The organism is Azorhizobium oxalatiphilum (assembly GCF_014635325.1).
Taxonomy (GTDB): Bacteria; Pseudomonadota; Alphaproteobacteria; order Rhizobiales; family Xanthobacteraceae; genus Azorhizobium; species Azorhizobium oxalatiphilum.
The window spans coordinates 1,876,849-1,889,106 of the sequence record NZ_BMCT01000001.1; the positions used below are offsets into that span (position 1 = coordinate 1,876,849).

Here is a 12,258-nt window from a genome sequence, read left to right on the forward strand (position 1 = left end):
GGAGAGTGCAGGGACATGAGCGCGACCCGCATCGAGACTGATACTTTCGGCCCCATCGAGGTGCCGTCCGACCGCTACTGGGGGGCGCAGGCGCAACGCTCCTACGGCAACTTCAAGATCGGCTGGGAGCGCCAGCCGCTGCCGATCGTGCGGGCTCTCGGCATCGTCAAGCGTGCCGCTGCGGAAGCCAACGAGCAGCTCGGCCGGCTCGACCCGAAGGTCGGCGCGGCGATCGTCGCCGCGGCCCAGGAAGTCATCGAGGGCAAGCTCGACGATCACTTTCCGCTGGTGGTCTGGCAGACCGGCTCCGGCACCCAGTCAAACATGAATGCCAATGAAGTGATCTCGAACCGGGCCATCGAAATGCTCGGCGGGGAGAAGGGCTCCAAGAAGCCCGTCCACCCGAACGATCACGTAAATATGAGCCAGTCGTCCAACGATACTTACCCGACGGCGATGCATGTCGCCTGCTCGGAGGAGATCGTCCACCGCCTGCTGCCGGCCCTGAAGACCCTTCACGGTGCCCTCGACGCCAAGGCGAAAGAGTGGACCTCGATCATCAAGATCGGGCGCACCCACACCCAGGACGCCACCCCGCTGACGCTCGGCCAGGAATTCTCCGGCTATGCCAAGCAGGTGGAGAACGGCATCGCCCGCATCGAGCAGACCCTGCCGGCGCTGATGCAGCTGGCGCAGGGCGGCACGGCGGTCGGCACCGGCCTCAACGCCCCGGTGGGCTTCGCCGAGGCGGTGGCCGAGAAGATCGCCGCCATCACCGGCCTGCCCTTCACCACCGCGCCGAACAAGTTCGAGGCGCTGGCGGCCCATGACGCCATGGTGTTCTCGCACGGCGCCATCAACACGGTGGCGGCCTCGCTGTTCAAGATCGCCAACGACATCCGCTTCCTGGGCTCCGGCCCGCGCTCGGGCCTCGGCGAGCTGTCGCTGCCGGAAAACGAGCCGGGCTCGTCCATCATGCCGGGCAAGGTGAACCCGACCCAGTGCGAGGCGCTGACCCAGGTGTGCGTGCAGGTGTTCGGCAACAATGCCGCGCTCACCTTCGCCGGCAGCCAGGGCCATTTCGAGCTGAACGTGTTCAACCCGGTGATGGCCTACAACTTCCTCCAGTCGGTGCGCCTGCTGGCGGATGCGGCGGTGAGCTTCACCGAGCATTGCGTTGTGGGCATCGAGCCGCGCGTGGACAACATCAAGGCCGGCCTTGAGCGCTCGCTGATGCTGGTGACGGCGCTGGCGCCGAAGATCGGCTATGACGCGGCCGCCAAGATCGCCAAGACCGCGCACAAGAACGGCACCACGCTCCGCGAGGAAGCGGTGGGCGGCGGCTACGTGACGAACGAGGAGTTCGACGCGGTGGTCCGTCCGGAGAACATGATCTCGCCCGGCTGAGCCACCTTCCGACCGAACTGGCCGGATGCGCGCGCCGCATCCGTGCCCGCTCGGTCCGCGTATGGGATAGAAATGCCGGGCGGCCCCACACGGTGCCGCCCGGTTTTTTTGTGCGCGGCTATGCCCGCTCTTCCGTCTGGAGGCCCCATGGCGAGTCTGCCCGCCCATCTGCGTCCGGTGGCCATCGACGATCTGCACCCCACCCAGCTCACCCTCGGTCTCGAGGAGGTGGCGCGGCGGGCGAAGAAGATGATGGCCATGGGCGAGGCCGAGGCGGACGCCCTGTTCCGGAGGAAGGCCATTCCCTGCGTGCGCGGGCCGGGTGGTCAGCTCTATCTCATCGACCACCACCATTTGTGCCGGGCGGCGCTCATCGCCGGTTACAAGACCGTCTATCTCGACACGGGCAAGCTGGTGGACCGCTCGAAGCTGAACCGCGCCGATTTCTGGGACGAGATGGAGCGGGAGGGCAATTGCTGGCCCATCGACGCCGACGGCAATCGCCGGCCCTATGCGCGCATTCCCTCCCATGTGCGGGAGCTGACCGACAATCCCTGGCGCACGCTCGCCCGCGCTGTACGCGGCCCGGCGTTCCGGGACGATGACGAGACGCCGTTCAAGGAATTCATGTGGGGCGAATATTTCCGCTCCTTCATGTCGAAGCGGCTGATCGAGACCGATCTGGACCTCGCCCGCGACCTCGCCATCAGGCTCGCCCATCTGGACGAGGCGCAGGATCTGCCCGGCTATCTGGGGCGCAAGCCGAAGGGGTGAGGCGCGTGCCTCACACCAGCCGCGCCAGACCGAACATCACACCCAGCATCACGCCCCATGCGGCCAGCCCGACGAGAAGGGCGAGGCGGTAATCCATCTGGCCGAGGGCGAAATAGCAGGCCAGCAGGAAAGCCAGATAGGCCGGAAGGGTCTTGGCGCTGGCGAGGCAGGTCTCCTGCAGCGCCGGCAGGTCGCCGCGCGCGCCCATGATCAGCAGGGCAATCAGGGAGAAGGTCGGGAACAGCGGCAGGATGCCGGGCAAGGTGGCGCCCTGTTTCGACAGATGGGCGATCAGCATGGTGACGGCTCCGCCCGCCATGCCCTTCCAGATAAGGTCCATTCCACGTGATCCCCGGTGCCCGCCGCGCGTCGGTATCCGGCGGGCCATGATGCCGGGGGCGTAGGACGCGCCGGGCGCGCAGGCAAGGGAAATGGATGCCTGCCGCTGCGTCGCTCAGAAGATCTTCATGATGAACTGATTGCGATCTCCATCCGCCCCGCCGGCAACGCCATCCAGCGCCGCATCATCGAGCGGCTGGGCCTGACGGGGCAGGTCGGCGGCATCGACTCCATAGCCGGCTGCCCGCAGCAGCGTCGCGGCCGTCTCGGCGTCGGGGCAGGCATCGAGTTGCGGCGCGAGCCGGTCCCGCAGGGCCGTGTCGGCGTTCAGGTCCGAGATGAGGCGCTCGATTTCCGCTTGTGCCAAAGATCCGCTCCCTGTTTGCGGGGCAGTCTAGCGCAGGCATGCCGTGAATCTGGTGGTATCGGGTGAGGCGAACCGATTTTCAGGGAATAGGGTGCCATCCGGGCTGGGCTTGAACCAGCGTCCAGTCGGTTAGAGAGCCGACCGCTCTGCCACTGAGCTACCGGATGACGGTTCAAGGGTGGCCCCGCCGGGGGCGTCGGGTCAACCCTCGCCGAGGCTGCGCAGCACCTCGGGCTTCATGGGGCGCCCGCTATAGGCGCCCATGCGCTTCAGCAGCGTCGCCATATAGGGATTGCCCACGCTGACCCCATGCACCAGTTCCGGCGTGGGATGGAAGGCGGCGACCGCCTTGCGGGGCCGGGGCGCGGACCAGCCGCTCTTCTCCGGATCGACACCATGGCGGGCGCAGGCGGCGGCGATGTCATGGCGTGTGCAGGTCTGCTCCATCTGCAGCACCTGCCACGGCTTTGGCAGATCCGCCCACACGCGCGTGTCGGGGTGCAGGCCGCCGCCCAGCCACGCATGGCCGGCGGCCACGTCGGCGGCCATCAGGCGCATCACCTTGCCGGGCATCATCTGGTCGAACAGGGCATCCATGCCCAGCGCATCCACCAGCGCGATCCAGTGATCGCGCGCCCGGTTCCACGCTCCGGCCAGCACGTTCCAGGTGGAGCTGTCGTCGCCCCGCTTCACCACCATGGTGGCGAGGTTGATGGAGGAGCGCCGCCAGACAGCCTCCAGCTCCTCCGCCGTGCCTGCGAGGATGGCGAACCAGCGGCCGAGCAGGTGGCCTTTCTCGGCCTCGCTGAGGTGCGCCAGCACATCGGCGCGCGGGAAGACATGGGCGATGGCGAACCAGCGCGTCTCCCGATCCGCGAGGCACAGCTCCAGCAAGGCGGCGGCGAGGTCGTCGAAGGGCTTCTGCTGGGCGCCGAAGGTGAATTCGCTGCGCAGCTTCAGGCGGGCCGCGTAATAGGCCACGAAGGCGAGCGAGGGCAGGTGGCCGCCGAACGTCTCCGGTGTCAGGTCCGGCGCCAGCGCCGCCTTGCTCACCAGCAGCAGGGGATAGCGCGCCTCGATGCGGCGGAAGGCGGCAAGGCGTGCCTCCAGCCGCCGGGCAACGCGGAACAGCTTGTCGTAGCGCCGCCGGGAGAGGTCGAGCCCGTGCAGTGTGCGGGCCTCCCGGTTCATGCGGTCGTCGCGGAAGCCGGCTCCGGCGGGCCGGTTGATCAGCATGTTGAAGGCCGAGAGCAGATCTTCGGCCTGATCCATGTCTGCGAGATCAGGCAAAGGCTTGCCGAGAAAGAGCAGCGCCAGTTCCTGCGCCTTGGCCACCTGCCGCTCCGGGGGCACCGGCGCGGGAAACAGCGTCGGCATGGACGACCAGCCGAAGCGGCTTTGCAGGGAAGCGGCCTTGCGGGCCTCGAACAAAGGCTGGAGGCGCCCGCGGAGGGGCTCTGGCAGCGCCTGCGCAATCAGATCCGCGACGGCTTCCGGCGTCTCGCGACGGGGCAGGGTGGCATGGAGGCGCGCGACGGCGTCGGGGGCATGCATGGCCGGCAGAGTAGCGGGCGAGGACAGGCGATCAACCCTCCCCATGCCGCAGGTCATGGACAGGCGGTAGCGGGCAGGCGTCACCCGCCGCTGGGGCAGTTCACAAGGGTGCGCGCAGGCGCATATGGGAGCGCTCTTTGCCCCGTTCTGGACTCAGTCTGGCGGTCCTGTCTCCCGGTTCGTGCGCCGCTGCACATTTCCGCTTTCCGCGCACGGGGGCGACTTCACCATCAGACAGGAGCCTGCCATGCCGCACACCGCACGCCGCGAGTTCAACCGGATGCTGGCGACACTGGGCCTTGCCGGGGCGGCCGCCTTGTCCGCCCGCCCTGTGCTGGCCGCCGACAGCCGCCCCGAGGTGCTTCAGCTGGGGCCGAACGGCTGGGTGCCGAACAATGCCCACCTGCCGGTGCTGCATTATCGTGGCGTGGTGGAGAGCGGCAGCACGCTGGACACCGCTTCCGGCATGGAGAGGCTGTTCCAGCACACTGGCTGGCCGGCGCAGTGGCGCAACGGTGTGTATGACTATCACCACTATCATTCGCAGGCCCACGAGGTGCTGGGCTTTGCCGGCGGCTGGGCGCGCCTGTTGCTGGGCGGGCCGGACGGCAGGGAAGTGGAAGTGTCGGCCGGCGATGTGGTGGTGCTGCCGGCCGGGACCGGACACTGCCGGCTGGAGGCGACGGGCGAATTCCTCGTGGTGGGTGCCTATCCGCCCGGCCAGCATTTCGACATCCGCCGCGAAGCGCCGACGCCTGTGCAACGGGAAACCATGCGCAGCCTCCCCTTTCCCGCTTCCGATCCCGTGGCGGGTGCCGGCGGGCCGCTGACGACGCTCTGGCGCACAGCCTGAAGGCCGACGAGACCTCTCTGCATTGAAGGCCCAAGGTCGCTCATGCCGGGATCGTGAGCAGGCGCCATCTTGGTCATCTGCCGTTGCGTCACCAAGTGTTGAGCGCGGCTGCCCGTGTGGCGGCCCGTTCCGTGATCAGTGACAGAGGTGTCCTTAAATGCTCGACGTTCAGAAGCTCCTTGGCCAGTTTCTCGGCAATGCCGGCGCGCAGGCCGGCGGCTTCGGCGCAGGGCAGGGACAGCAGGGCCACGGGCAGCCCCGGCCATCCTCCGGCGGTTCGCTCGGTGACACCATCGGTGGGCTGATCCGCACCCACGGTGCCTCGGCTCTTTCAGGCGGCATTGCCGGCGGGCTGGCCTCGCAGCTCTTCAAGGGCAAGAACCTGAAAAAATTCGGCGGCACCGCGCTGAAGGTGGGCGGCGCTGCGCTGGTGGCGGGTCTCGCCTACAAGGCCTACCAGACCTACCAGCGCAACAATGGCGCGCAGGCCCTGCCGGGCGCGGCCCCGCTGCCGCAGAACGTTCCCAGCGTGCCCCAGACCGCCTTGCCGGCCCCCGAGGGCACCGCCTTCCTGCCGCGCGGACAGGAGGAGGCGCGGGCACGCCTGATGCTCTCGGCCATGATCGCTGCCGCAAAGGCAGACGGCCATATCGACGCCGCCGAGCAGGAGGCGATCTTCGGCCGCATCGACGAGCTGGATCTCGATCCGTCCGCCAAGGGTTTCGTCATGGACGAAATGCGCCGTCCGCTCTCCATCGACACGCTGGTGGCCGGCGTTTCCTCACCGGAGGCGGCCATCGAGGTCTATACGGCCTCGGTGCTGGCCATCGACCCGGACCATCCGGCCGAGCGGGCCTATCTCGACATGCTCGCCGCCCGCCTCAACCTGCCGCCGGAGCTGACCGCTCAGATCCGCCGCACGGCGGAGGAAGAGGTTGCCTGAGGGCGCACGCGCGCCTCGGGGCCGTAGTGTCCCGGTCACGTAGCCGTTATAAGGAAACCCCGCCCACGGTGCGGATGGCGCATGCCGTCTTCGGTGCGACGTCTCGCGTCCAGCCGCCGTTCGCGCCCGTGGCCCCATGAGGAGTTTCCCATGCCGATGCCCGCTATGAGCCTTGCCTCCCGCTTCCGCTTTCCGTCTCTTCTGGTGGTGGTGGGACTGGTTCTGGCGGGATGCGGCATCAACGCCATTCCCACCAATGAGGAACTGGCCAAGGCGCGCTGGAGCGAGGTGCTGAACCAGTATCAGCGCCGCGCCGACCTGATCCCCAATCTGGTGGAGACGGTGAAGGGCTATGCGGCGCAGGAGAAGGACGTGCTCACCGCCGTGGTGGAAGCGCGCGCCAAGGCCACGCAGGTGAAGGTGGATGCCTCCACCATCACCGATCCGGCACAGTTCAAGCAGTTTCAGGATGCCCAGTCGCAGCTCTCCGGCGCGCTGGGGCGGCTGCTGGCCATCAGCGAGGCCTATCCCGAGCTGAAGTCGAACCAGAACTTCCTGGCACTCCAGTCGCAGATCGAGGGCACGGAGAACCGCATCGCGGTGGCCCGGCGCGATTATATCGAGGCGGTGCGGGTCTATAACACCGAGCTGAAGACCTTCCCTGGCTCCATCTGGGCGGCGACCCTCTATCGCGCCAACAAGCCCATGGAGACGTTCACCATCTCCGAGCAGCAGATGCAGGTGCCCAAGGTGAAGTTCTGAACGGGGAGGGCGTGATGCGAGTCATTCCCTTCGTTCCTGCCCGGCCGGGGCTCCGGCGTGGGCTGGCGAGCCTCTGCGGCGTGGTGCTGTGCGTTTGCCTGCTGGCGGGCGCGGCGCTGGCGCAACTGACCTTCCCGCCGCTCACCGGCCGCGTGGTGGACGCCGCCCATGTGCTGGATGCCTCGACCTTCGCCAGTCTGCAGGCCAAGCTGGCAGGGCAGGAAGGTAAGACCTCCGACCAGCTGGTGGTGGCCACCGTTCCGTCCCTGCAGGGCACCTCCATCGAGGATTATGCCAACCGCCTGTTCCGGGCATGGAAGCTCGGGCAGGCGAAGGAGAATAACGGCGTGCTGCTGCTGGTCGCCCCCAGCGAGCGCAAGGTGCGCATCGAGGTGGGCTACGGGCTGGAAGGCATCGTCACCGATGCGGTGGCGAGCACCATCATCCAGACCAGCATCATCCCTGCCTTCCGGGCCGGGAACATGCAGCGCGGCATCGTGGCCGGCACCGACGCACTGCTGGAGATCCTCAATCTCGATCCGGAAGAAGCCAAGGTGCGCGCCCGCGCCCTGGGGCAGAAGCCGGATTATGGCTGGGCGCCGTTCATCGTCTTCGCCGTCTTCATGATTCTGGTTTGCGGCCTGTTCATCCTCGTGGTGCGCTTCGCCATGCGCAACGGATGGGGCAACGGCGCAGGGCGCAGCGCCAGCTGGGAATGGACGAGCGCCACCGGTTGGCAGCGCTCTTCCTCTTCGTCCTCGTCTTCTTCCTCCTGGGGCTCATCCAGTTCCAGCAGCGGCGGCGGGTTCTCCGGTGGCGGGGGCTCGTCGGGCGGCGGCGGTTCGTCGGGGAGCTGGTGATGAGGCCAAGCGACATGGATCAGGACGCGCGGACGCGGATCGAGCAGGCGGTGATGGCGGCGGAGGCCCGCACCAGCGCCGAGATTCGCGTGGTGGTGCTCAACCGGCCGGCGGCCCCGGTGACGCTGCATGTGGTGGCGCTGGCCGCCTGCGTGGCGCTGGTGCTGCCCTGGCCGCTCGCCTTCCTCTTCCCGCATCGGGCCATGGACCTGTTCGCCGTGCAGGCGCTGCTGTTCGTGGTGCTCGGCGGCCTGCTGCTCGGGGTTCCGGCGCTCGCCCAGCTCGCGATTCCCCGTGCCGTGCGGCGCATGGCGGTGCGGGCGGCGGCGCTGGACCGATTCCTTGCGCTCGGCATCCATCTCACCGAATCCCGCACGGGACTCATGATTCTCGTCGCCGTGCCGGACCGCATGGTAGAGGTCGTGGCGGATGCGGAAGTGATGACGAAACTCGGTCAGGGCTTCTGTGATGAGGTCGTTCTTGCGGTATCCAGAGGTGGCGCAGGCGGGGATATCGCTGCGGGTCTGGTTGAAGGCGTTAACCATTGCGGTAAAAGGCTTTCGGAAACCTTTCCGGAGGTGCCCGGAGGCCGCAATGCGCTACCCGACCATGTGGTCCTCGCGTGATGCAGGTCCGGAGGGCCAAAAGTGCCGCGAAATGTGGCTTTGGAGGCCCTCCAGCCCTTGACGCGGGGCAGGTGGGAGGCTAGAAGCCCCTCACTTTCGCGGCAGGCGTCGACGTCTAAGCGATCGGAGCGGCTGTGCCGGCAGGCCTGAAAGGTCAGCCAGCAAGCCCCGATCAGACAGTCGAAACGCTGCCAGGTACAGCACTGATAATCTCAAGTGCACGATCGCGTTTCCTGCCTTTCGGGGCTGTGTGCCGTGATCCTCTGTCGCGAACGGGGTGCGCCCGCTGTGAAAACAGTGGTCCGCGCTTTTTCGTTCGTGGTCCCGCCGATGGGGTTTTCCCTGCCGGCGCGAAGTTTTCGTTGGCGACTTCGGTCGCCGCACCGTTGCGGTCCCTTCGGGCCGCGAAACATCAAGAATGCGGCGCGAGCCGCAGGTCAGGACGAGGCGAAGGCTACATGCCGACGATCAACCAGCTGATCCGGAAGCCGCGGGAAGCGCAGAAGGCGCGGGACAAGGCTCCTGCTCTTCAGTCGAGCCCGCAGAAGCGTGGCGTTTGCACCCGCGTGTACACCACGACCCCGAAGAAGCCGAACTCGGCGCTTCGTAAGGTCGCCAAGGTGCGGCTCACCAACAGCTACGAAGTGATCGGCTATATCCCCGGCGAAGGTCACAATCTTCAGGAGCACTCCGTGGTGATGATCCGCGGCGGCCGCGTGAAGGATCTTCCGGGCGTGCGCTATCACATCCTGCGCGGCGTTCTGGATACCCAGGGCGTCAAGAACCGCAAGCAGCGTCGTTCGAAGTACGGCGCGAAGCGGCCGAAGTGATCTGGGGAGCTTGAGCTAATGTCCCGTCGCCATAAAGCCGAGCGCCGCGAAGTCATTCCGGACGCCAAGTACGGCAACATCATCGTCTCGCGTTTCATGAATTCCATCATGAAGCACGGCAAGAAGTCGGTCGCCGAGAGCATCGTTTACGGCGCGCTCGACATCGTCGAGGCCAAGGCCAAGAGCAACCCGCTGGAGATGTTCGTCTCCGCGCTTGAGAATGTTGCTCCTGCCGTGGAAGTGCGGTCCCGCCGCGTCGGCGGCGCCACCTACCAGGTGCCCGTCGAAGTGCGCACCGAGCGTCGCCAGACGCTCGCGATCCGCTGGCTCATCGCCTCGGCCCGCGCTCGCAACGAGAAGACCATGGTGGAGCGCCTCTCCGCCGAGCTGCTGGACGCTGCCAACAACCGTGGCAACGCCGTCAAGAAGCGTGAAGATACGCACCGGATGGCGGAAGCCAACCGCGCCTTCTCGCACTACCGCTGGTGATCGGAAGGAAGTTCTGTCATGCCGCGTACGAACGCCATTGAGGACTACCGCAACTTCGGCATCATGGCTCACATTGATGCCGGCAAAACCACGACCACCGAGCGGATCCTCTATTACACCGGCAAGAGCCACAAGATCGGCGAAGTCCATGATGGCGCTGCCACCATGGATTGGATGACGCAGGAGCAGGAGCGTGGCATCACGATCACCTCTGCTGCGACGACCGCCTTCTGGGAAGGCAAGCGCCTGAACATCATCGACACCCCCGGCCACGTGGATTTCACCATCGAGGTCGAGCGGTCGCTGCGTGTGCTCGACGGTGCGGTGTGCGTGCTGGACGGCAATCAGGGCGTCGAGCCCCAGACCGAGACCGTCTGGCGCCAGGCTGACAAGTACAACGTGCCGCGCGTCGTGTTCGTCAACAAGATGGACAAGACCGGTGCGGACTTCTACCGCTGCGTCGAGATGATCGTCGACCGCGTGGCCGGCAACCCTGTGTGCTGCCAGCTGCCGATCGGTTCCGAGAACAACTTCAAGGGCATCATCGACCTCGTCCGCATGAAGGCGGTCGTGTGGGAAGACGAAGCTCTCGGTGCGAAGTTCCATGACGAGGAGATCCCTGCGGATCTCGCCGACAAGGCTGCCGAGTATCGCAACAAGCTGGTCGAGGCCGCCGTCGAACTCGACGACGACGCCATGGCTGCTTACCTGGACGGCCAGGAGCCGGACGTCGCGACCCTCAAGCGCCTGATCCGCCTCGCTGTGGTGACCCGGAAGTTCAACCCGGTGTTCTGCGGTTCGGCGTTCAAGAACAAGGGCGTGCAGCCGCTCCTCGACGCGGTGTGCGATTATCTGCCGAGCCCCCTCGATCGCGGCGCGATCAAGGGCATCGACTTCAAGACCGAAGAAGATACCGTCCGTCTCCCGAACGACGAAGAGCCGACCTCGGTTCTGGCGTTCAAGATCATGGACGACCCCTTCGTCGGCACCATCACCTTCTGCCGCATCTACTCGGGCAAGCTCGAGGCCGGCCAGGGCCTGCTGAACTCGACCCGCGACAAGCGCGAGCGCGTTGGCCGCATGCTGCTCATGCATGCGAACAACCGTGAAGACATCAAGGAAGCCTATGCGGGCGACATCGTCGCTCTCGCTGGCCTCAAGGACGTGCGTACGGGTGACACCCTGTGCTCGACCGAGAAGCCGGTGATCCTTGAGAAGATGGAATTCCCGGAGCCGGTGATCGAGATCGCCATCGAGCCCAAGTCCAAGGCGGACCAGGAAAAGCTCGGTATCGCTCTGTCCAAGCTCGCGGCCGAGGATCCGTCCTTCCGCGTGTCGACCGATCACGAGAGCGGCCAGACCATCCTCAAGGGGATGGGCGAACTGCACCTCGACATCAAGGTCGACATTCTGAAGCGCACCTACAAGGTGGATGCCAACATCGGCGCCCCCCAGGTGGCCTACCGCGAGACGATCACCAAGAAGGTGGACGTCGACTACACCCACAAGAAGCAGACCGGTGGTACCGGCCAGTTCGCGCGGGTGAAGTTCACGGTGGAGCCGAACGAAGTCGGCAAGGGCTTCTCGTTCGAAAGCGTGATCGTCGGCGGCGCGGTGCCGAAGGAGTACATCCCGGGCGTCCAGAAGGGCCTCGAGAGCGTGCTTGGCGCCGGTGTGGTTGCGGGCTTCCCGGTGGTGGACGTCAAGGTCCAGCTCACCGACGGTGCCTTCCACGAAGTGGACTCGTCCGCTCTGGCCTTCGAAATCGCGTCTCGCGCCGGTTTCCGTGAAGCCCTGCAGAAGGGTGGCGCGGTGCTGCTGGAGCCGATCATGAAGGTCGAGGTCGTGACCCCCGAGGATTACACGGGTTCGGTCATCGGCGATCTCAACTCCCGTCGCGGCCAGATCCAGGGCCAGGACATGCGCGGCAACGCGAATGTCGTGAACGCCATGGTCCCGCTGGCGAACATGTTCGGTTACGTGAACACCCTGCGCTCCTTCAGCCAGGGCCGCGCGACCTTCACCATGCAGTTCGACCACTACGAGCAGGTGCCGTCGAACGTCGCTCAGGAGGTTCAGGCGAAGTACGCCTGATCCTCACCTTCGACTTCACCGTTTCGCAAGAAATCATCGCCAGAGAGACCCAACGGAGAGTCCCATGGCCAAAGCTAAATTTGAACGTAACAAGCCGCACTGCAACATTGGCACGATCGGCCACGTTGACCACGGCAAGACCTCTCTGACGGCCGCGATCACGAAGGTGCTCGCCGAGACGTCCGGCGGCGCGACCTTCACCGCCTACGACCAGATCGACAAGGCGCCGGAAGAGAAGGCCCGCGGCATCACCATCTCGACGGCGCACGTCGAGTACGAGACCGCGAACCGCCACTATGCCCACGTGGACTGCCCCGGCCACGCCGATTATGTGAAGAACATGATCACCGGCGCGGCGCA

The 12,258-nt window shown here is 66.3% G+C and carries 14 protein-coding genes and 1 tRNA gene; 11 read left to right on the top strand and 4 right to left on the bottom strand.

Annotation, left to right across the window (positions count from 1 at the left end; all coding sequences use genetic code 11):
- Nucleotides 1-15: 15 nt before the first annotated feature.
- Together fumC and IEW24_RS08465 are read left to right on the top strand one after the other, a co-directional pair.
- On the top strand, nt 16-1,407 hold the full coding sequence (gene fumC, locus IEW24_RS08460; protein WP_188577170.1) for a class II fumarate hydratase: 1,392 nt from the start codon (nt 16-18) through the stop codon (nt 1,405-1,407).
- A 147-nt stretch (nt 1,408-1,554) separates the two neighbouring features.
- Nucleotides 1,555-2,181 (top strand): ParB-like protein, encoded by a 627-nt coding sequence (locus tag IEW24_RS08465; RefSeq protein WP_188577172.1) that lies wholly within the window; start codon nt 1,555-1,557, stop codon nt 2,179-2,181.
- A gap of 10 nt (nt 2,182-2,191) precedes the next feature.
- Here IEW24_RS08465 and IEW24_RS08470 read toward each other — a convergent pair whose 3' ends face one another.
- The 4 genes from IEW24_RS08470 to IEW24_RS08485 all read right to left on the bottom strand — a co-directional run bounded on the left by IEW24_RS08470 (nt 2,192) and on the right by IEW24_RS08485 (nt 4,486).
- The gene (locus tag IEW24_RS08470; RefSeq protein ID WP_188577174.1) at nt 2,192-2,521 is read right to left on the bottom strand and encodes a GlpM family protein; all 330 of its coding nucleotides are present in this window, start codon (nt 2,519-2,521) and stop codon (nt 2,192-2,194) included.
- Between the two features lie 114 nt (nt 2,522-2,635).
- A complete protein-coding gene (locus tag IEW24_RS08475) occupies nt 2,636-2,887 on the bottom strand; it encodes a hypothetical protein (RefSeq protein WP_188577176.1) in 252 nt (83 codons plus the stop codon).
- A 94-nt stretch (nt 2,888-2,981) separates the two neighbouring features.
- Nucleotides 2,982-3,054 (bottom strand) — tRNA-Glu (locus IEW24_RS08480).
- 34 nt (nt 3,055-3,088) lie between these two features.
- Nucleotides 3,089-4,486 (bottom strand): hypothetical protein, encoded by a 1,398-nt coding sequence (locus IEW24_RS08485; RefSeq protein WP_188577178.1) that lies wholly within the window; start codon nt 4,484-4,486, stop codon nt 3,089-3,091.
- Nucleotides 4,487-4,688: 202 nt separating this feature from the next.
- Here IEW24_RS08485 and IEW24_RS08490 point away from each other — a divergent pair, with 202 nt between their 5' ends.
- The 9 genes from IEW24_RS08490 to IEW24_RS08530 all read left to right on the top strand — a co-directional run.
- A complete protein-coding gene (locus tag IEW24_RS08490) occupies nt 4,689-5,294 on the top strand; it encodes a cupin (RefSeq protein ID WP_188577180.1) in 606 nt (201 codons plus the stop codon).
- 157 nt (nt 5,295-5,451) lie between these two features.
- Nucleotides 5,452-6,237: a tellurite resistance TerB family protein gene (locus tag IEW24_RS08495; protein WP_188577182.1), complete on the top strand. Its 786-nt coding sequence runs from the start codon at nt 5,452-5,454 to the stop codon at nt 6,235-6,237.
- A 156-nt stretch (nt 6,238-6,393) separates the two neighbouring features.
- Nucleotides 6,394-6,999, top strand: a complete 606-nt coding sequence (locus IEW24_RS08500; protein WP_373870036.1) for a LemA family protein — start codon at nt 6,394-6,396, stop codon at nt 6,997-6,999.
- Nucleotides 7,000-7,013: 14 nt separating this feature from the next.
- Nucleotides 7,014-7,859, top strand: coding sequence for a TPM domain-containing protein (locus tag IEW24_RS08505; protein WP_188577184.1), 846 nt, complete (start codon nt 7,014-7,016; stop codon nt 7,857-7,859).
- Nucleotides 7,859-8,485, top strand: a complete 627-nt coding sequence (locus IEW24_RS08510) for a hypothetical protein (RefSeq protein ID WP_188577186.1) — start codon at nt 7,859-7,861, stop codon at nt 8,483-8,485. The genes IEW24_RS08505 and IEW24_RS08510 overlap by 1 nt, the downstream gene beginning before the upstream one ends.
- Nucleotides 8,486-8,943: 458 nt before the next feature.
- Complete coding sequence (rpsL, locus tag IEW24_RS08515; protein ID WP_012171083.1) at nt 8,944-9,315, top strand: 30S ribosomal protein S12; 372 nt, start codon at nt 8,944-8,946, stop codon at nt 9,313-9,315.
- An 18-nt stretch (nt 9,316-9,333) separates the two neighbouring features.
- On the top strand, nt 9,334-9,804 hold the full coding sequence (rpsG, locus tag IEW24_RS08520) for a 30S ribosomal protein S7 (protein ID WP_188577188.1): 471 nt from the start codon (nt 9,334-9,336) through the stop codon (nt 9,802-9,804).
- Between the two features lie 18 nt (nt 9,805-9,822).
- Entirely contained in the window at nt 9,823-11,898 is a 2,076-nt protein-coding gene (gene fusA / locus IEW24_RS08525) for an elongation factor G (RefSeq protein WP_188577191.1), read from the top strand.
- Between the two features lie 64 nt (nt 11,899-11,962).
- The coding region (locus tag IEW24_RS08530; protein ID WP_244644220.1) for a GTP-binding protein at nt 11,963-12,258 on the top strand (296 nt) is incomplete at its 3' end.